This window comes from Caulobacter sp. SRI_008 (assembly GCF_057586355.1).
The window spans coordinates 229,326-248,267 of sequence record NZ_JBYCZS010000003.1; the positions used below are offsets into that span (position 1 = coordinate 229,326).

The window sequence follows — 18,942 nt, forward strand, 5'->3', positions numbered from 1 at the left end:
GTTCAGGCCTCGCCCAAGCCTTCGCCCAGACCTTCACCAAGCCGCTCGGCCAGGGCGGCGACGAACAGGCGGACCTTGGGCGGGGCCAGGCGGGCGGTCGGATAGACGGCCCAGATCGACCAGCCGGGCAAGGCGGCGTCGGCCAGCGGCAGCTCGATCAGCCGGCCGGCGGCGACCTCGTCGCGCACGTCCCAGGCCGACAGCGGGGTGATCCCCAGCCCGCCGAGGCAGGCTTGGTGCAGGCCCTCGATGCCCGAGGCGGTGAAGCGGCCGGCGACCTTCTGCTGCACGGCCCGCCCCCCGGCCTCGAACGACCAGTGGGTGGTTCCGCTCATCGCCAGGCATTCGTGCTCGGCCAGATCGGCCAGGCGGGCCGGCGCCCCGCGACGCTCCAGATAGGCCGGCGCGGCGTAGAGGGCGCGGGGGTTGCCGGCCAGCCGGCGGGCGACCAGCGAGTTGTCGCGCAGGGGCGCGATGCGGATGGCCAGATCGAGGCCCGCGGCGACGATGTCGACCACGCTGTCGGTCAGCAGCAGATCGATGCTGACCTCGGGATTGGCGTGCATGAACGCGGCCGCCGCCGGGGCGACGACCTTGCGGCCGAAAGCGGCCGAGGCGGTGACGCGCAGCAGGCCCGAGGCCCCGGCGTCGGACGGCCGGATCGCGGCGCGGGCCGCCGCCTCGCCTTCCAGCATGGCCTGGGCGTGAGGCAGGAACGCCTCGCCCTCGGGGGTCAGCGACAGGGCGCGGGTGGTGCGGTGGACGAGGCGCGCCCCGACCTCCTGCTCCAGGGCCGCCATCCGGCGCGAGGCGGCCATGGGCGTGACGCCCAGCCGCCGGGCCGCGCCCGCCAGGCTGCCGGCCCGCGCGGCCTCCACGAAGACGCCGACGTCCGCGAGATCCATTCTATCGAATTCCGTTATGCCGACTTAACGCAAGACCGTACTATAAACGGATCGGGGATACTCTATATAGCCGGGCGACTGACACGGAACGCCGCCCCCTCCCCCTCGCCGGGCGGCCTGGAGCCGATCATGAGCACAGCCGCCCTTCCCGCCGACACCTCCAACACCCACGCCCTGGGCAAGGGCCTGACCTTCGCCATGGCCGCCGCCGCGGGCCTGGCCGTGGCCAACATCTATTACAACCAGCCGATGCTGGGCCTGATCGAGCGCGACCTGCCCGGCCCGCTGACCGCCTTCGTGCCGACCGCCACCCAGCTGGGCTACGCCGCCGGCCTCTTCCTGCTGACGCCGCTGGGCGACCGGGTGGAGCGCAAGAGCCTGATCGTCGTGCAGTTCCTGGTGCTGGCCCTGGCCCTGGTCGCCGCAGCCCTGGCGCCGAACACCGGCCTGCTGCTGGTCGCCTCGCTGCTGGTCGGGGCCGGCGCGACCGTGGCCCAGCAGATCGTGCCCTTCGCCGCCCATCTCTCGGTGCCCGAGCGGCGCGGCCAGACCGTGGGCGTCGTGATGTCGGGCCTGCTGTGCGGCATCCTGCTGTCGCGCACCCTGGCCGGCTTCGTGGGCGCGCACGGCGGCTGGCGGGCGATGTTCTGGCTGGGCGCGCCGATCGCCCTGGCCGCCGCCGGCCTGATGGCCCTGGCCCTGCCGCGCAGCAAGCCGGACGCCGACCTGACCTACGCCGGCCTGCTCGGCTCGCTGGGCAAGCTGTGGCGCGAGTTCCCGGCCCTGCGCCTGGCGACCCTGACCCAGGCCAGCCTGTTCGCCGCCTTCACCGCCTTCTGGACGATCCTGGCCCTGCAGCTTCAGGCCCGCTTCCACCTGGGCGCGGACGTCGCCGGCCTGTTCGGCATCGTCGGCGTGGTCGGCGTGCTGGCCGCCCCGATCGCCGGCCGCGTCGCCGACAAGCGCGGCCCGCACCTGACGATCGCCCTGGGGGCCGTGCTGACCCTGGCCTCGTGGATCCTGTTCGGAACCTGGATCTCGATCGCCGGCCTGATCGCGGGCGTCGTCCTGCTCGACTTCGCCATCCAGGGGGCGCTGGTCTCCAACCAGCACCTCGTCTACGCGCTGAAGCCCGAGGCCCGGGCGCGGCTGAACACCCTGTTCATGGGCGGGATGTTCCTAGGCGGAGCGGCCGGCTCGGCGGCGGCGGCCGCTGCCTGGAACCTCGGCGGCTGGAACAGCGTGGCCCTGATGGGCGCGGGCCTGGCGGCGGTGGCCAGCGTGTTGCAGGTGACGAGCCTGAAGGGGCGGAAGGGCTGAGGCCCCTCACGCTTCCCCTCCCCCACGATCGTCATCCCGGCCGCAGCGTAGCGGAGAGCCGGGACCCAGGGGCAGCCGCAATGCGACGACGACCGGCAACCGGCGGGCGGCGAACCCTGGCGTGGAGCCCAGTCCCCTGGGTCCCGGCTCTACGCGCTACGCGCTTCGGCCGGGATGACGACGCAGGTGGAACTCAATCCACCGAGTGCTCGACCGCCAGCGCCAGGTCCAGCGCCCGGGCGGCCTCTTCCCCCGTCACCACCGGACGCGGAGCCTCGCCGCGCACGGCCTTCAGGAAGCCGGCGACGCTCTGGCCCAGGGGGTCCTTGCCGGCCGGGGTCTCGGTGAAGTCCTCGATCAGCGGGAACGGCGTGGTGTTGCGGAAGGTGCGGGCCAGGAAGTCGATCTCGACCTCGCCCGAGGGGTAGACCACCTTCATCGTCCGCTCGCGGGCCTCTGCGACGCGGGAGCTGTCGAACACGGCGGTGAACCCATTCGCGAAAGTGGCTTCCACCTTCACCCAGTCCAGGCCGTAGCCGCGCGCGGCCTCGCCCTCGCCTTCCACGGCCACCGGATCGGCGGCGCACAGCGCCAGGGCCAGGTCGATGTCGTGGATCATCAGGTCCAGCACCACCGAGACGTCGAGATTGCGCTCCGACGGCGTGCCGCGACGCACCGCTTCCAGGCGCAGCGGCTGTTCGGGAATATCCAGCAGGCCCATGGCCTGGAACACCACCCGCTCCTGGTGGCCGCAGGCCAGAGCCACGCCCGACTTGGCGGCGGCGGCGATCAAGGCGTCGGCGTCTTCCGGAGACACCGCCAGGGGTTTTTCGGAATAGACCGGCTTGCCGGCCTTCAGCGCCGCCAGCGCCGCCTTGGCGTGGTGCACGGCCGGGGTGGCGACGGTGACGACGTCGACCGCGGCCAGGAAGGCCTCCATGTCGTCATAGGCCTTGGCGCCCAGCGGGCCGGCCAGGGCTTGCGCGCGCGCCAGGTCGATGTCGAACACGCCGACCAGATCGACGCCCGGCAGCTCGGCGTATTTCTTCGCGTGGTAGCCACCGAACACGCCGGCGCCGACAACGCCAGCCTTGAGGGTTTTGACTTGAGCATCTTGGGTCATGGGCGCTGTCTCTAGCCGCTTCGGGATGCCGCGAAAAGCTTTGGCGGGCGACGCGGACCAGCGCTAAACATTCGTTTGAACCAGAACACAAAGGCCCAAAAGCCAGAAAAGGGAGGTCGCCATGACCACGTCGCGTGAGATCCGCCTCAAGAGCCGTCCCGTCGGCGTGCCGACCGCCGAGAACTTCGAACTGGCCAGCGTCGACCTGCCCCCGCCCGGCGACGGCGAGATCCAGGTCAAGAACCTCTACATGTCGGTCGATCCCTACATGCGCGGCCGCATGACCGACCGGAAGAGCTATGTGCCGCCGTTCGAGCTGGGCAAGGCCCTGCAAGGCGGCGCGGTCGGCGAGGTGACGGCTTCCAACGATCCGGACTTCAAGGTCGGCGACCTGGTCAGCTCGATGTTCGGCTGGCGCGAGGCCTACAACGCCCATCCGAAAGCCCTGGCCGCCGCCGGGCCGATGGGCGGGATCATGAAGCTTTCCACCCACGGCATGCCGCCCCAGGCGTTCCTGGGCGTGGCCGGCATGCCCGGCATGACCGCCTATGCCGGCCTGCTGCGGGTGGCCGGCCTGAAGGAAGGCGACGTCGTCTTCGTCTCGGCCGCCGCCGGCGCGGTCGGCTCGGTCGTCTGCCAGATCGCCAAGATCAAGGGCCACACGGTGATCGGCTCGGCCGGCGGACCGGAGAAGGTCGCCTTCCTCAAGTCGATCGGCGTCGACCACGTGATCGACTACAAGGCCACGCCCGACGTGGTGGCGGAGCTGGCCAAGGTCGCCCCCAAGGGCATCGACGTCTATTTCGAGAACGTCGGCGGCGCGCACCTGGAAGCGGCCCTGAACTCGGCCCGGCCGTTCGGTCGCTTCGCCCTGTGCGGGATGATCTCGCAGTACAACGACACCGGCCGCCCGACCGGCCCGGCCAACATCATCCAGGCGGTGGGCAAGAGCCTTCGCCTCGAAGGCTTCATCGTCTCCAACCACTACGACCTGTTCCCCGCCTTCGTGCGCGACATGGCCGATTGGATCGGTTCGGGGAAGCTGACCTGGAAGGACACCGTGCTGGAAGGCGTCGACCGCGCGCCCGAGGCCTTCATCAAACTGTTCTCGGGCGAGAACCTGGGGAAGATGCTGGTGAAGCTGTAGGGGCGAAGGCCCCCTCAGTCGCTTCGCGACAGCTCCCCCAGAGGGGGAGCATCTGCGGCGTAGATCCTCCCCCTCTGGGGGAGGTGGCCCGGAGGGCCGGAGGGGGTTCACCGCCCCCGCATCTCCGTCAGTTCCCAGCCTTCGCCAACCGCGACCTTGCGGAACTTGAACGTCACCCGCGCGCCGGGTTCGAGCGGGGCTTCGGCCAGGACGTCGCCATAGGCCTGGAAGGTCGTGCGGCCGGCCGGCAGCGGCGCGGCGCTCGCGCCGTCGTGATCGAGCGTGAGAACCTGGCCGTCGACCGTGGCGATCACGCCTTGAGTCTCGTGCTCGGGGGCGGTCGAGATCCGCGGCGCGGGCCGGGCGGCGGGCGGCGTGGCGCTGTCGCCCTTCGGGGCGGGCCCGCAGGCGGCCAGGCTCGCAACCGCGAGAAACGCCAAAACTGCCTTGAACTTCATAGCCTTACCCAATCCCTTAGCGACTTCCGGCCGCGCCGTTACGCGCATTTGCACAGATTTTTCACCGCACCTGCGAAATCGATCACATTTTCGATAGCGATTTCGTGATCGAAGTTTTACTCTAGATGCGTCGGCGGTTCCTCCGCCGGACTTCGTGCAACGCCAGACCCCTCCCTGAACGCAGCCGATCCCTAGCGGACCGGAGGCGTCCCGTGAAGGCGTTCGGCGTGAAATCGAAGCTCTGCATTTCGTCCGACCACGGTCGGATCACCGAGACGGAACCGATGACCGAACGCGGCGCCTTCTTCGACCTGGCCACCTCCACCCCGGTGGCCTTCGAAACCGTGATCTCTCCGCGCGACCGGGTCGAAATCCCGACCGAGGCGCCGCTGGCCATGCCGGTCCAGCCGCTGGGCTTCTGGCAGGGCGCGGCCCGCGCCGTCAGCACCCCGGGTTCGGAAACGGTCATGCGCCGCTGGGTGGTGTTCATCGCCACCGCCATCATGGGCGCGGCCGGCTGGAAGGCCACGTTCGACACCGTGGCCCTGGGCGGCGTCACCCGCCTGGAAGCTGTCTGCCTGACCCTGCTGGCCCCGCTGTTCCTGGCGCTGGCCCTGTGGTTCGTCACCGCCGTCGCCGGCTTCGTGGTGCTGCTGCGCACGCCGAAGGACCCGCTGGGCATCGACAGCAGCAAACCCATGCCCAAGCCGCGCGCCCGCACGGCGATCCTGATGCCGGTCTACAACGAAGACGCCCAGGCGGTGTTCGCCCGCCTGCGGGCCATGGACGCCTCGATCGCCGAGACGGGCAACAGCCGCGCCTTCGACATCTTCATCATCTCCGACACCCGCGACGCGGCCGTGGCCCTGGCCGAGCAGGCCTGCTTCGCCCGCTTCCGTCGCGAGGCCTCCAGCCACGCCTTCTATCGCCGCCGCCCCGACAACGCGGGCCGCAAGGCCGGCAACGTCGCCGACTGGGTCGCCCGCTGGGGCGGCGACTACGAGCACATGCTCGTGCTGGACGCCGACAGCCTGATGACCGGCGACGCCATGGTCCGCCTGGCCGACGCCATGGAGCGCCACCCGGGCGTGGGTCTGATCCAGACCATGCCGACGATCATCAACGGCCAGACCATCTTCGCCCGCACCCTGCAGTTCGCCACCAAGCTCTACGGCCGCGTGGCCTGGACGGGCCTGGCCTGGTGGTCGGGTTCGGAAAGCTCGTTCTGGGGCCACAACGCCATCATCCGCACCAAGGCCTTCGCCCAGACCTGCGGCCTGCCCTCGCTGAACGGCCCCAAGCCCTTCGGCGGCGAGGTGATGAGCCACGACGCCCTGGAAAGCGCCCTGCTGCGCCGCGGCGGCTGGGCCGTGCACCTGGCCCCCTACCTGGAAGGCTCGTACGAGGAGAGCCCCTCCAACCTGCTCGACTTCGCCACCCGCGACCGCCGCTGGTGCCGGGGCAACGTCCAGCACGTGCCGCTGATCGGCCTGCCGGGCCTGCACTGGATGAGCCGCCTGCACCTGGTGATCGGCGTGCTGAGCTACGCCCTGTCGCCGATCTGGTTCGTGGCCCTGTCGGCCGGCGTGATCTCGCGGGCCCTGATGCCCGAGGTCAAGAAGGCCGCCTTCACCATGGCCGACCTGCAGGCCGCCGCCCACGCCCTGATCGACTGGCGCGAGATCCAGGCCACCGCCTGGGCGATGATCATCACCTTCGTGCTGCTGTTCGGCCCCAAGATCATGGGCGCCACCCTGATCTTCATGCGCAAGCACGAGATCAAGGGCTTCGGCGGCCGTCGCCGGGTGATGGCCGGCCTGGGCGTCGAGATGCTGCTCTCGGCCCTGGTCGCCCCGATGCTGATGTTCACCCAGACCCGCGCCCTCGCGGAAATCCTGGCCGGCCGCGTCGGCGGCTGGAGCGCCCAGCGCCGCGACGCAGACAAGGTCGCCTTCAAGGAGGCCTGCGCCGCCATGGGCTGGATCAGCGCCACGGGCCTGGGCCTGGCCGCGATGTTCTGGTTCACGCCGGACCTGCTGACCGCCACCGCCCCGATCCTGGCCGGCCTGATCCTGGCCGTGCCGCTGACCATGCTGGGCGCCAGCAAGGCCGCGGGCCTTGCTTTGAAGGCCAACGGCCTGTTCATGACCCCCGACGAACGCACCCCGCCGGCCATCGTCCGCGCCGCCCTCGGCCCGGTCTGCGAACCGCCGGCCCGCTGGAAGGTCGGCAAGGCCCCGGCCGCGCCGCTGGCGACCGCCGAGCAGAACGCGGCCTGATCACTCTTCGCCCCGATATGAAAAGCCCCGCCCTCACCGGCGGGGCTTTTTGTTTTCGGCCGCCCAGAAACAGCTACTCAAGCTTCGCAACATCTGGCGGCTCGCCCTCCGGGGGAGTAGAAGCGCGCTTCGTTTGGATTTGACGGAGCCTTCGCTGTGTCGCGGCTTTTCAGCGCCTATGTGATCGTCGACTGGAGCGCGGCGGCCAAGCCGACCACGGGCGCGGATTCCGTCTGGATCGGCGTGCTCAAGCGCGACGTGCGCTTCCGCCTGACCTTCGAGAGCTTCAATCCGGCCACCCGCCAGGAGGCCGAGGCCAAGATCGCCGTCGTCCTCGACGACCTGAAGAAGCGCGGCGAGCGCGCCCTGCTGGGCTTCGACTTCCCGCTGGGCTTCCCGCGCGGCTTCTCCCAGGCCCTGAACCTGCCGGGCGACAAGCCCTGGCGCGCGGTCTGGGACCAGCTGAATAAGATGGTCAAGGACAAGGCCGACAATACCAACAACCGCTTCGGCGTGGGTTCCGAGATCAACCGCCGCCTGACCGGCGGGCCGTTCCCGTTCTGGGGCTGCCCGCCCAAGGACGCCCTGACCACCCTGCAGCCCAAGCGCACGCGTGAACACGGGCCGGACGACCTGCCGGAGTTCCGCCACGCCGATGTCGCCGCCAAGGGCGCGCACTCGATCTGGAAGCTCTATTACAATGGCTCGGTCGGCGGCCAGGCGATCATGGGCATCCCAGCCGTGCGCCGCCTGAAGGACGCCCGCGGCGAGACCGTCCGCGTGTGGCCGTTCGAGACCGGCTTCAAGACCCTGACCGAGGCCGATCTCGACGGCGTCGAGGTCGTGGCCGCCGAGGTCTATCCCTCGCTGGTCAAGGCCGTCCCCGGCCCTGGCGAGATCAAGGACCTGGCCCAGGTGCGCACCCTCGCCGAACACTTCGCCAAGCTCGACGAGGCCGGCAAGCTGGCCGCGCTGTTCGGTCCGGGCAAGGACGCGCCGGCCGAACTGGTCGAGGACGTGCAGACCCAGGAAGGCTGGATCCTCGGAGCCGGCGTCTAAGCCGCTTCGCGGCTCCCCCTCCGGCCCTCCGGGCCACCTCCCCCAGAGGGGGAGGATTTACGCTGCAAAGATGCTCCCCCTCTGGGGGAGCTGTCGGCGAAGCCGACTGAGGGGGCCGCCGCAGGCGTTCAGCCCCGCTTATCCAGCATCCGATACCGCCCCAGCAGCATCGCCGCCGCCGCGAAGCTGGTGACGATCACCGACCAGACGATGCCGTTGACGCCCATCTTCATCGGCAGGGCCAGCCACCAGGCCAGCGGCCCCATGATCAGGGCGTAGGCGACCATGTGGGTGCCGGCGGGGATCCAGACCTCGCCCCGCGCCCGCAGGGCCTGGGCGCAGACCACCTGCACGGCGTCGGGCACCAGGAACAGGCAGGTCAGCACCAGGGCCGGCGCGATCAGAGCGATGGCGGCGGGATCGGCGGTGTAGGCGCCGGCCACCAGGTGGCGCAGCGGATAGAGCAGCAGCGCCACGATCAGCGAAAACACCGCCGTGACGCCGAAGGCGATCCAGCCGGCGCGGCTCATGCCCGCCGGATCGCGCGCGCCATGCGCCCGGCCGACCTGCACCGCCGTGGCGGTGGCCAGACCCAGCGGCACCATGAAGATCACCCCGGCCACGTTCAGCACCACCGCCCAGGCCGCGACGTTCAGCCCGCCCAGCCAGCCCGCCACCAGGCTCATGCCGGCGAAGGCCGACACCTCGAACAGGTTGGACGTGCCGGCCCCGTAGCCGACCCGGCGCTGGTCCTTCTCGGCGGCGCGGTCGCGGCCCGGCTTGTCGAACACGCCCAGCGCCCGGGCGTCCTTAAGCCGGACGATGACCACGACCAGCATGATCGTGAAGGCGGTGCGGGCCACGAAGGTCGCCCAGGCCGCGCCGACCGCGCCCAGGGCCGGCAGGCCCATGACGCCGGGCACCAGCAGCAGGTTGACCCCGAGGTTGATCAGGTTGGCGATCCACATCGTCACGGTCACCAGGCCAGGGCGGCCCAGCCCCTCGAGCCAGAAGCTCAAGGCGACGCTCAGCGCATAGGGCGTCAGCGACAGCGAGAAGACGATCAGCGGCGCGGTCGCGCCGTCGGCCAGGGCCTTGTCGATGCCGACATGGTGCAGCAGCGGCGGCGCGGCCAGGGCCAGCAGCACCGAGCCGGCAAGACCCAGCCACAGGCCATATTTCACGCCCCGGTGCAGCACCGCTCCGGCCTCGTGCAGCCGCCCCGCCCCGAGCGCTCGCGAGCCCATCACCTGGGTCCCGACCAGCAGGCCGACCGTCACGGTGACGAACACCGAGGTCGGGGCCCAGGCCATGGCGTGGAAGCCCAACTGCCTGGCCGAATAGTGCCCCACTACGATGGCGTCGGTCAGGCCCATCACCATGATGCCCAGGCGCGACAGCACCACCGGCCCAGCCAGGCGCAGCAGCTCGATCAGATCCGAGGCGATGACGCCGCCCGACTTCCCGGAAGCCGGCGCGGCCGCGGGACGCGACATGGAAGGGCCTTTCGAAACGGGGCCGGAAGGTGGCCGATGCGCGATGGGAGGGCAAGGGGCGGCGAGCCCCCTCCGGTCCTCCGGACCACCTCCCCCAGAGGGGGAGGATCTTGAGCGCCCAGATGCTCCCCCTTTGGGGGAGCTGTCGCGGAGCGACTGAGGGGGCTCTTCCCCTACTCCGCGTACAGCCGCAGGGCCTGCAGGCACATCTCCAGCCCGGTCAGGTCGTGCAGCGGTTCGGGCGTCACGATCACGAACAGCCGCCGCGCCTCGGCCCACAGCATGACGCTCTCGGGCAGGCCCAGGTCCTCGACCACGCAGTCGTGCTCGTCGCGCCAGATCCCGTCCTCGCCGCGCTCGGCGCCGACCAGCACGTCGACCCGGTCGACATATTCGGCCAGGCTTTCGTCCTCGACGTTGAGATAGGCGAAGATCGGCTTGCCCAGCCCCGCCAGCACCCCCGCCTCGAAGGCCGTGGCCGCGTCGCAGGACGGCCCGCGCCAGGGGGTGAGATTGACGATCGCGGCGTCGGCCCGACGCAATTGGGCCATGCGCTCCATGTAGAGTTCACGGGCCTGGATCTCGGAGCTGAACTCGTCGCCCGGCGCCGGCTGGGCGCCGGAAAAGGCCGTGAAGCCGGCGTCCAGACACAGGGCCTTGCGCCGCAGGTCTTGGGCTTCTGCATCGGGGAGCCAGGCCTCGGGGCCGGCCAGCCAAAGGGAACGGACGGGTCGCATCCGGCCTTAGAGCGGACGACCGGCCTGTCCTGTCAACTGTATTGGAGCCAAAGCCCGCCCTGATGACCGCCCTTCCCCGCCGAACCGTCCTCAGCCTTGGCGTCGCGGCCCTCTTCCTGCCTGGGCTCGCGCAAGCCGCCCCGGCCCGGACCTGGCTGGCCTACGAGCGCCGCCTGCGCGACCAGCTGGCCGCCCGGCGCGGCGACTTCGACGCCGATTTCGAGCGCGAGCTGCTCGACCAGGGCGACGCCTTCCGCGAGGCTCGGCGCCTGTCGCCGCTGGCCTTCGACCCGGGCCTGGCCCAGGCCGCCCGCACCCACGCCGCCGACATCGCCCGCACCCGAATCTACGACCATATGACCCGCGAGGGCTTCGGGCCCGCCGCCCGCGTCGGCCTGCTGGCCCGCGACCTGGTCGGCGCCCCGGCCGAGAACATCGCCATGCGCCGCAACGCCTCGGGCGCTGTCCGCCCCGATCAGATCATGGGCCAGTGGAAGTCGAGCCCCGGCCACCGCGCCAACCTGCTGGCGCCGGGCCTGACCCACGTCGGCTACGCGGCCCTGCGCGATGGGCCCGAGGTCATCGCCGTCGGCGTCTATGCCGAGGTCTCGGCCCGCCTGGCCGCCCCCGCCCCGCTGCGCGCCCCCTCGGTCGAGGCCATCGCCGCCGCCCTCTCCCGCGCCAGCCCGCGCATCGACCAGTTCTCGCTGTCGGACCCCGGCGGCGAGGTGCTGACCCAGACCTATGTCGAACGCCCCCAGCCGGTCGTCATCCCGCCCGGCGCCTGGCAGCTGCGCCCGCACCTCTCCAGCGGCGCGCACCGCTATCAGGTGGCCTGGGGGCCGGTGGTGGTGCTGGGGTAGCGGCGTACTCCTCTCCTATAGGGAGAGGATTGGGGTGAGGGGTTACGGCGTCTGACGGAGCGCCGGCACATCGTCCGACCTCGTAACCCCTCACCCTCCCACCGCTGCGCGGCGGGCCCCTCCCTCTCCCTCTGGAAGAGGGGCGTTACACCCCCTCCACGAACGCCTTCAGCCGCCCAAGCGCGTCGTCCCAGCGGGCCGAGACGGTGTCGAGCCAGGCCCGCGCCTGCCGCACCTGTTCGGGGCGGTAGGCAAAGCGGCTTTCACGCCCTTCGCGCAGGCTGGCGACCAGGCCCGCGCCCTCCAGCACCCGAAGGTGCTTGGTCACGGCCTGGCGGGTGATGTCGCCGCCGCTGGCCAGGGCCGAGATCGAGCGCGGGCGGCCGTCGCTGAGCCGGTCCAGCAGGGCCAGGCGGGTAGGATCGCCCAGGGCGGCGAACACGACGGCGGGATCAGGGGCGTCCGGCGCCCCGGCCTCAAGCCTCGACATGGGCCTTGATGTTCTCGACCTGCTGGGCCCAGCCGCCATCGTTCATGCGGAAGGCCTCGTCGCGGCGATGGGCCGGCACGGCGTCGAAGCCGCTCTCGATCACGTCCAGCCGCACGCCGTCGCCTTCCGGCGTCAGCAGGAACTCCACCAGGGTCGGGGTCTCGCCCGAATAGTCGATCGCCGGATCGATGGCGTACGGATGCCAGTGGAAGGCCAGCCGCCGCATCGGCTCGACGGCGACGACCTGCGCGCGCCACTGGATGTGTTCGTAGCCTGGATAGGTGATGTGGCCGGTCGAGGCCTCTCCCGGCACGAACGGCCCGTCCAGCTTGACCCGGAACCAGGCGCCGAACTGCTCGTGGTCGGCGATGGCGTTCCAGACGCGCTCCAGCGGCGCGTTCAACACGATGGTCTTCTCGATGCGGTCGGTCATTTCAGCAACCTTCTGGTTGCCCAACCATGACTCCGACACGCGATATACGCAACCATATGATTGCATGATAGCCCAAACGAAAAACGACGGGCCCTTGCGAGCCCGCCGTTTCCGTCTTCAGCCGTGAGGCGGAAGCTTAGTTCTTGGTGACGTCCACCAGCTTGTTCTTGGCGATCCACGGCATCATGCCGCGGAGACGCGCGCCGACTTCCTCGATCTGGTGCTCGGAAGCGCGACGGCGGGTCGCCTTGAAGGACGGCTGGCCGACGGCGTTTTCCAGCATGAAGTCACGGACGAACTTGCCCGACTGGATGTCTTCCAGCACGCGCTTCATCTCGGCCTTGGTCTCGGCGGTCACGACGCGCGGGCCGGTGACGTACTCGCCGTACTCGGCGGTGTTCGAGATCGAGTAGTTCATGTTGGCGATGCCGCCTTCGTAGATCAGGTCCACGATCAGCTTCAGCTCGTGCAGGCACTCGAAATAGGCCATTTCCGGCGCGTAGCCGGCTTCAACCAGCACTTCGAAGCCGGCGCGGATCAGCTCGACCGTGCCGCCGCAGAGGACGGCCTGCTCGCCGAACAGGTCGGTTTCGCATTCTTCGCGGAAGTTGGTCTCGATGATGCCCGAGCGGCCGCCGCCGATGGCCGAGGCGTAGGCCAGGCCGAGGTCCAGCGCGTTGCCGGTGGCGTTGTGGTGCACCGCGATCAGGCAGGGCACGCCGCCGCCCTTCTGGTACTCGCCGCGGACCGTGTGGCCCGGGCCCTTCGGGGCGACCATCAGGACGTCGATGGTGTCCTTCGGCTCGATCAGGCCGAAGTGGACGTTCAGGCCGTGGGCGAACAGCAGGGCCGCGCCGTCGCGGATGTTCGGAGCGATGTCGTTCTTGTAGATCGCGGCCTGGTGCTCGTCCGGCGCCAGGATCATGATCAGGTCGGCCCAGGCGGCGGCTTCGGCCACCGACAGAACCTTCAGGCCTTCGCCTTCGGCCTTCTTGGCGCTGGGCGAACCCGGGCGCAGGGCGACGGCCACGTTCGACGCGCCGCTGTCACGAAGGTTGAGCGCGTGGGCGTGGCCCTGGCTGCCATAGCCTACGATGGCGATCTTCCGGTCCAGGATGCGGGCGAGGTCGGCGTCGCGGTCGTAGTAGACGCGCATGATTTCTTCTCCAGGACTGGTCAATCTGCCCGCCTCACGCAAGCTGGAGGCGGGAAAGGCCGGCGTTTGAGCGTTTTTTTGCCGCCTCGTCAAGGCGGGGCGCGCCCATGAGCGATGATCGGCGACGCTTAATACCGCGACTGAGGCGAAAAAGCCCCCGGAAAGGCAAGGCGGATCGCGACGAAGCCTTTTCTCGCCTCGCCTTCAGCGAAGAATGTGCAAAAACAACCTCAGATATATAAATATGCCAAATTGACTCAAGGTTGCACGCGCAACACCCTCAACCCGCCTCCACACCCGGAGGCGAGAACGGGAGGGCATCCCCATGAGCGAGATCATCGACATCCAGATCGTGGTCGACACCGCGAACCTGATCGCGAGCGTCCAGAACCCCAGCCAGAACCAGAACGCCCCGACCCCGATCGGGCACAACTACGCCTACATGGTCGCGCCGAACGAATATGTCCGCAGCGGCCAGGCCTCGGGCGACCTGTCGATCTCGGCCGACGTGGGCGACACCGTGCGCTGGCGGATGGTCTCGCAGTCGGGCAACACCAGCTACTCGGCCGACCTGCAGAACATCGCGATCTTCTCGGGCACGCAGGTGACCTCCACGACGGGCGGCAAGCTGCTGAACGTCGAGACCCCGGTGCCCGGCACCACCCCGGGGAACATCGCCCTGCCGCCGACCTACTCGGTGACGCCGCAGTACGACTTCTACCTGACGGCCGACATCGTCCAGAGCGGCACGGGCAACTACAACGTCTCGTTCGCCGTGCTGCAGTACCACTCCGGCTCGCTGCAGGTGCTGGGCTACTTCGTCTGGGATCCGACCATCACCGCTTCCTGAGCCCTTCCCCCGCTCAGAAAGAGAGAAAGCCGCGCCTCCTTCCGGAAGCGCGGCTTTCGACTTTCTACCGGCGAGGCCTGGGCCTCTTACCAGAAGAGGTCGTAGTACACGCTCAGCACCTGGCCGGACCAGACGTCGACCAGGACGGCGTCGCCGCCGACCCTCACCCATTCGCAGCCGATCGGCGGCATGGGCAGGCCGTAGCGGTACCAGTCGAGGTAGTAGTAGCTCGAGTACCAGCCGCCCGGCAGGTAGTCGCCGAAGCTCCAGCGGAACGAATACCAGCCGCGCGGATAGCGGTAGGCCGGGGCGCGATAGCGCTGGGCCGAGCGATAGCTGGGCCGCCAGCGACGCTGGTCATACTGCGGACGGCCGTTGTCGCGGTCGCGCCAGCGCTGGTCGCCAGGGCGTTGCGCGCCCGGACGGGAGCCGCCGCGATCGCCCTGCCAGCCGCCGGGACGGCCGTCATTGGGGCGACCGTCATTGGGACGACGATCGGGCTGCCCGCCGGGACGGTCGTTGCGATCATTGCGGTCGTTTCGGTCGGGACCGCGATCGCCGCGATCCTGGACGCCGCGGTCTTGGCCGCCTTGCCAGCCGCCACGATCAGGACGGTCGCCACGGCCGCCACGGTCCTGGCCGCGATCGGCCTGGGGCGCCTGGGGCGCTTGCTGAGCCGGACGCGGCTCGGCGGCGCGCGGCGCCTGGGGCGCGCTATCGTTCACCCGGCCGCCGCCGCCGCGCCAGCCGCCTTCCTGGCGGTCGCCGCGATCAGGGCGGTCGGCGCGCTCGGGGCGAGCGGCCTGATCGCCGCCACGCTGCTGCTGGGCGCGGCCGCCTTGCTCGCCGCCGCGCGAGCCACGATCCTGGCGCGCGGGGCGATCGCCGCGATCGTTCTGTTCTTGCTGGGCGACGGCGAACGCCCCGTTGCCAGCCTGCGCCGCCGCGCCGCCCGTCAGCGACAGGATCATGGCGACGGTGATCAGACGTTTCATTTCTAGCTCCAATAGGCCTTGCGCCGGCCCGTGGCTCATCCCTTGATGACAGTGTCGCGCTCGGTGCATGAACCGCAATTGAACGAAACCCGCAGCGAGGATTCGATGGCCGCTCAGCCCCAGGACATTCTCGGCTTCTGGACCCAGGCGGGGCCCAAGAAGTGGTTCGAGAAGAACCACGCCTTCGACGAGGCGATCCGCCTGAAGTACGAGCCCACCCACCACAAGGCCGCCCGCGGCGACTATGACGCCTGGCTGGAAAGCCCCGAGGGGGCCCTGGCGCTGGTCATCGTGCTCGACCAGTTCCCGCGCAATCTCTATCGCCGCAGCGGCCACGGCTACGCCACCGACGGCAAGGCCCGCGCCGTGGCCCGCGCCGCCATCGCCGCCGGCTTCGACCAGGAAGTCGCGCCCGAGCTGCGCTATTTCTTCTACCTGCCGTTCGAGCACTCCGAATCCCTGGCCGACCAGGAGCTGTGCATCGAGCTGTGCGCCGGCCTGCAGGCCGACACCGGCGACGAGGGGCCGATGAAGTGGGCCCTGATTCACCGCGACATCATCGCCCGCTTCGGCCGCTTCCCCCATCGCAACGTCGCCCTGGGCCGCGAGACCACCCCGGCCGAACAGGCCTTCCTCGACGAGGGCGGCTTCGCCGGATAGGCTTCTCCACGATCCGGAGAGCCCGAAGATTGTAATTGCTCCCCACTTTTGGGGATCAGCCTCCGGGCGAGCTTGGCTTGCGTGCAATCGGTACTGTAGTGTTCGCACGCAGTTTTCGAGGGCTCTGGAGGCCAAGTTGATGTCGATGAAGAAATGCCTGGTGGCGGCGGGCGCGATCGTTTGCGCCGTCGTTCCGGCCGAGACCTTCGCCCAGGCCAAGGCCAGCAAGGCCCAGCAGATGCAGACCCAGGCGGTGACCGAGGTGCCGCGCTGCTCGCGCAAGCTGGGCACCCTGTCGATCATCGACGGCGATGATCCGCGCGGCTGGACCCAATACAACCTCGCCTCGCCGCAGAAGCTGCTGCGGGCCATCGTCCAGAAGTCGGGCTGCTTTAACCTGGTCGACCGGGGCGCTGGCCTGAACGCCGCCCAGATCGAGCGCAACATCGGCGGCAATCTGGGTCTTCAGCGCGGCTCCAACGTCGGCCAGGGCCAGATCAAGGCCGCCGACTACGTGCTGGTGGCCGAGGTTCAGGCCAGCGACAGCAACGCCGGCGGCGGCGCGGTGGCCGGCGCCATCGGCGGCCTGATCGGCGGCCGCGCCGGCGCCCTGGTCGGCGGCATCAAGACCAAGAAGCTGGAAGCCAACACCGTCCTGTCGCTGACCAACGTGCGCACCACCGAGACCGTGGCCGTGCAGGAAGGCTACGCCGTGAAGAACGACATCGGCTGGGGCGCGGGCGGCGGCATCGGCTTCGGCGGCGCGGTCGGCGGCGGCTACGAGGACACCGAGATCGGCCGCATCATCACCCTGGCCTTCATCAACTCCTATTCGAAGATGGTCGGCGAGCTGGGCCTGGTCGGCGACAGCCCGGCGGCGGCCCAGAACGCCCCGGCCAAGACCTTCGTGGCCACCCGCGTCGTCAACATGCGCGCCACCCCGGTGGCCGCCGGCAAGCTGATCCGCGCCCTGCCCGCCGGCGCCATCGTCTATCCGACCGGCAAGAAGCAGGACCTGTGGTGGGAAGTGGCCGACGAGAACGACAATGTCGGCTGGGTGCTGAACACCGGCCTCGAACCGTCGAAATAGGCGACTTCGCCACCTGAGCTAGAACGCCCCGCCGGCTCGCCGCGCGGGGCGTTTTTGTGATTGGCCACGGGCTCGATTCGTCGCGATTGTGCGCCCCATGACCACCGCCGTCCTCGACGCCCCGAAAGCCGCCGCCGACCATCCCGAGCGCCAGTACCTGGCCCTGCTCGCCGACATCCTTGAGAACGGCGTGCAACGCGGCGACCGCACCGGCACCGGTACGCTGGGCGTCTTCGGCCGCCAGATCCGCTTCGACCTGTCCAAGGGCTTCCCGGTCCTGACCACCAAGAAGCTGCACCTGCGCTCGATCATCATCGAGCTTTTGTGGTTCCTGAGGGGCGAGACCAACATCGCCTGGCTCAAGGACAACGGCGTGCGCATCTGGGACGAGTGGGCCGACGAGAACGGCGAGCTTGGCCCCGTTTACGGCAAGCAGTGGCGCTCATGGGCCACGCCGGACGGCCAGTCGATCGACCAGATCGTCAACCTGGTCGAGGGCCTGAAGACCAATCCCAACAGCCGCCGCCACATCGTCAGCGCCTGGAACCCGGCCGACGTCGAGGACATGGCGCTGCCGCCCTGCCACTGCCTGTTCCAGTTCTTCGTGGCCGACGGAAAGCTCAGCTGCCAGCTCTACCAGCGCAGCGCCGACGTGTTTCTGGGCGTGCCGTTCAACATCGCCAGCTACGCCCTGCTGACCCTGATGGTGGCCAAGGTCGTGGGCCTGCAGCCCGGCGAGTTCGTGCACACCTTCGGCGACGCCCACCTCTATCTGAACCACCTGGACCAGGCCCGCGAACAGCTGACCCGCGAGCCCAAGCCGTTCCCGACGATGAAGATCGCCGACAAAACCGACCTCTTCGCCTTCGCGTACGAGGACTTCCAGCTGGAGGGCTACGAGGCCCACCCGCACATCAAGGCGGCGGTCTCGGTCTGAAACCCGACCTTCCGGATCGGGCTGCGGGCGGCTAAGAGTCGCCCATGACCGCCCCCATCCTCACGCTCGGCCCCGTGGCCCGCTCGCTCAACGGCGTCATCGGCCGCGACAACGACCTGCCCTGGCGGCTGAAGTCGGACCTTCAGATGTTCAAGGCCGCCACCCTGGGCAAGCCGGTGATCATGGGCCGCAAGACCTGGGACAGCCTGCCCCGCAAACCCCTGCCCGGCCGCCTGAACATCGTCCTGACCCGCGACCACAAGTTCGAGGCCGAGGGCGCCGTGGTCTGCGACACCTGGATGGAGGCCGTCCAGATCGGCAAGGAGCAGGCCGCCGAGGACGGCGTCGAGGAGGTCTGCGTGATCGGCGGCGCGGCCCTGTTCGAGCTCGCCCTGCCCCGCGCCAAGCGAATCTACGTCACCGAAGTGCAGGCAGAGGTGGAAGGCGACGTCCACTTCCCGGCCTTCGACGAGAACGCCTGGACCGAGGTGCGGCGCGAGGAGCGCCCGGCCGGCGAGGGCGACGACTTCCCGTTCGTCTTCCGCGTGCTGGAGCGCAAGTGAGCGGCCCGCTGATCGCGGCGGTCCTGCTGGCCCAGGCGGCGACGCCCGCGCCGCCCTTGCCCGCGGACGCCCGTCAGGCCGCGCGCGACAAGGCCGCCGAGATCGCCGTGGTTCAGGTCCAGCACGTGGGCGTACCGCGCGGCGTGCGCGGCCGTTGCTACGTCGTCGCCAAGGTCTACCGGGCCGAGCCGGGGGTGAAGCTGGCCGTCGGCCGCACCCTGCGCCTCTACGTGCCCTGCGCCGCGCCCGGGGCCAGCGGTTCGGACGTCGAGCACGGCGTCGACCAGGCCGCCCTCAAGCGCTCCAGCTACGGCCGGGCCTTCTTCGACGCGCGGCTGAAGCTGATCGCCTACGACCTGTTCGACCTGAACTGAGAACCCG

The 18,942-nt window shown here is 69.8% G+C and carries 20 protein-coding genes and 1 pseudogene; 12 read left to right on the top strand and 9 right to left on the bottom strand.

Going from position 1 to position 18,942, the window contains the following annotated elements:
- Positions 1 to 2 precede the first annotated feature (2 nt).
- Positions 3 to 905: a LysR family transcriptional regulator gene (locus AC2YHT_RS04540; RefSeq protein WP_487288390.1), complete on the bottom strand. Its 903-nt coding sequence runs from the start codon at positions 903 to 905 to the stop codon at positions 3 to 5.
- A 129-nt stretch (positions 906 to 1,034) separates the two neighbouring features.
- Here AC2YHT_RS04540 and AC2YHT_RS04545 point away from each other — a divergent pair, with 129 nt between their 5' ends.
- Positions 1,035 to 2,225, top strand: coding sequence for an MFS transporter (locus tag AC2YHT_RS04545; protein WP_487288392.1), 1,191 nt, complete (start codon positions 1,035 to 1,037; stop codon positions 2,223 to 2,225).
- Between the two features lie 193 nt (positions 2,226 to 2,418).
- On the opposite strand, the gene AC2YHT_RS04550 is transcribed toward AC2YHT_RS04545, so the two are convergent.
- Entirely contained in the window at positions 2,419 to 3,348 is a 930-nt protein-coding gene (locus tag AC2YHT_RS04550; protein WP_487288393.1) for a Gfo/Idh/MocA family protein, read from the bottom strand.
- 121 nt (positions 3,349 to 3,469) lie between these two features.
- Between AC2YHT_RS04550 and AC2YHT_RS04555 the strand changes: the two genes are divergently transcribed.
- Positions 3,470 to 4,495, top strand: a complete 1,026-nt coding sequence (locus AC2YHT_RS04555) for an NADP-dependent oxidoreductase (protein ID WP_487288394.1) — start codon at positions 3,470 to 3,472, stop codon at positions 4,493 to 4,495.
- A gap of 107 nt (positions 4,496 to 4,602) precedes the next feature.
- Here AC2YHT_RS04555 and AC2YHT_RS04560 read toward each other — a convergent pair whose 3' ends face one another.
- On the bottom strand, positions 4,603 to 4,953 hold the full coding sequence (locus AC2YHT_RS04560; protein WP_487288395.1) for a copper-binding protein: 351 nt from the start codon (positions 4,951 to 4,953) through the stop codon (positions 4,603 to 4,605).
- 284 nt (positions 4,954 to 5,237) lie between these two features.
- Here AC2YHT_RS04560 and mdoH point away from each other — a divergent pair, with 284 nt between their 5' ends.
- A complete protein-coding gene (mdoH, locus tag AC2YHT_RS04565) occupies positions 5,238 to 7,232 on the top strand; it encodes a glucans biosynthesis glucosyltransferase MdoH (protein WP_487288397.1) in 1,995 nt (664 codons plus the stop codon).
- A 156-nt stretch (positions 7,233 to 7,388) separates the two neighbouring features.
- Positions 7,389 to 8,291: a cobalamin biosynthesis protein CbiG gene (locus AC2YHT_RS04570; RefSeq protein WP_487288398.1), complete on the top strand. Its 903-nt coding sequence runs from the start codon at positions 7,389 to 7,391 to the stop codon at positions 8,289 to 8,291.
- Between the two features lie 128 nt (positions 8,292 to 8,419).
- Here AC2YHT_RS04570 and AC2YHT_RS04575 read toward each other — a convergent pair whose 3' ends face one another.
- The gene (locus tag AC2YHT_RS04575; protein ID WP_487288399.1) at positions 8,420 to 9,787 is read right to left on the bottom strand and encodes an MATE family efflux transporter; all 1,368 of its coding nucleotides are present in this window, start codon (positions 9,785 to 9,787) and stop codon (positions 8,420 to 8,422) included.
- Positions 9,788 to 9,960: 173 nt separating this feature from the next.
- Complete coding sequence (locus tag AC2YHT_RS04580; RefSeq protein WP_487288400.1) at positions 9,961 to 10,524, bottom strand: nucleoside 2-deoxyribosyltransferase; 564 nt, start codon at positions 10,522 to 10,524, stop codon at positions 9,961 to 9,963.
- A gap of 62 nt (positions 10,525 to 10,586) precedes the next feature.
- Here AC2YHT_RS04580 and AC2YHT_RS04585 point away from each other — a divergent pair, with 62 nt between their 5' ends.
- Both AC2YHT_RS04585 and AC2YHT_RS04590 read left to right on the top strand, forming a co-directional pair.
- Positions 10,587 to 11,387: a CAP domain-containing protein gene (locus tag AC2YHT_RS04585; RefSeq protein WP_487288401.1), complete on the top strand. Its 801-nt coding sequence runs from the start codon at positions 10,587 to 10,589 to the stop codon at positions 11,385 to 11,387.
- A pseudogene (locus AC2YHT_RS04590) lies at positions 11,350 to 11,535 on the top strand (hypothetical protein); the annotation flags it as partial. The gene AC2YHT_RS04585 and the pseudogene AC2YHT_RS04590, both read left to right, overlap by 38 nt.
- On the opposite strand, the gene AC2YHT_RS04595 reads toward AC2YHT_RS04590, so the two are convergent.
- From AC2YHT_RS04595 to ilvC, 3 genes are all read right to left on the bottom strand, one after another.
- A complete protein-coding gene (locus tag AC2YHT_RS04595; protein WP_487288402.1) occupies positions 11,533 to 11,877 on the bottom strand; it encodes an ArsR/SmtB family transcription factor in 345 nt (114 codons plus the stop codon). The pseudogene AC2YHT_RS04590 and the gene AC2YHT_RS04595 sit on opposite strands and share 3 nt — an antisense overlap.
- On the bottom strand, positions 11,864 to 12,310 hold the full coding sequence (locus AC2YHT_RS04600; protein WP_487288403.1) for an SRPBCC family protein: 447 nt from the start codon (positions 12,308 to 12,310) through the stop codon (positions 11,864 to 11,866). The genes AC2YHT_RS04595 and AC2YHT_RS04600 overlap by 14 nt, the downstream gene beginning before the upstream one ends.
- A 136-nt stretch (positions 12,311 to 12,446) precedes the next feature.
- Positions 12,447 to 13,466 carry a ketol-acid reductoisomerase gene (gene ilvC / locus AC2YHT_RS04605; RefSeq protein WP_110117938.1) on the bottom strand — a complete coding sequence of 340 codons (1,020 nt, stop codon included), beginning with the start codon at positions 13,464 to 13,466 and terminating at the stop codon, positions 12,447 to 12,449.
- A gap of 325 nt (positions 13,467 to 13,791) precedes the next feature.
- Between ilvC and AC2YHT_RS04610 the strand changes: the two genes are divergently transcribed.
- Positions 13,792 to 14,316 (top strand): inclusion body family protein, encoded by a 525-nt coding sequence (locus tag AC2YHT_RS04610; protein WP_487288404.1) that lies wholly within the window; start codon positions 13,792 to 13,794, stop codon positions 14,314 to 14,316.
- Between the two features lie 86 nt (positions 14,317 to 14,402).
- Here the strand turns inward: AC2YHT_RS04610 and AC2YHT_RS04615 are convergent, their stop codons facing one another.
- Entirely contained in the window at positions 14,403 to 15,311 is a 909-nt protein-coding gene (locus tag AC2YHT_RS04615; RefSeq protein ID WP_487288405.1) for an RcnB family protein, read from the bottom strand.
- Between the two features lie 105 nt (positions 15,312 to 15,416).
- Between AC2YHT_RS04615 and AC2YHT_RS04620 the strand changes: the two genes are divergently transcribed.
- From AC2YHT_RS04620 to AC2YHT_RS04640, 5 genes are all read left to right on the top strand, one after another.
- Positions 15,417 to 15,971, top strand: a complete 555-nt coding sequence (locus tag AC2YHT_RS04620; protein ID WP_110117935.1) for a DUF924 family protein — start codon at positions 15,417 to 15,419, stop codon at positions 15,969 to 15,971.
- 145 nt (positions 15,972 to 16,116) lie between these two features.
- On the top strand, positions 16,117 to 17,061 hold the full coding sequence (locus tag AC2YHT_RS04625) for a CsgG/HfaB family protein (protein ID WP_487288432.1): 945 nt from the start codon (positions 16,117 to 16,119) through the stop codon (positions 17,059 to 17,061).
- Positions 17,062 to 17,158: 97 nt separating this feature from the next.
- A complete protein-coding gene (locus AC2YHT_RS04630; protein WP_487288406.1) occupies positions 17,159 to 17,998 on the top strand; it encodes a thymidylate synthase in 840 nt (279 codons plus the stop codon).
- Positions 17,999 to 18,042: 44 nt separating this feature from the next.
- Positions 18,043 to 18,561 (top strand): dihydrofolate reductase, encoded by a 519-nt coding sequence (locus tag AC2YHT_RS04635; RefSeq protein ID WP_110117932.1) that lies wholly within the window; start codon positions 18,043 to 18,045, stop codon positions 18,559 to 18,561.
- Positions 18,558 to 18,935, top strand: coding sequence for a hypothetical protein (locus tag AC2YHT_RS04640; RefSeq protein WP_487288407.1), 378 nt, complete (start codon positions 18,558 to 18,560; stop codon positions 18,933 to 18,935). Before AC2YHT_RS04635 ends, AC2YHT_RS04640 begins: the two co-directional genes overlap by 4 nt.
- Positions 18,936 to 18,942 lie beyond the last annotated feature (7 nt).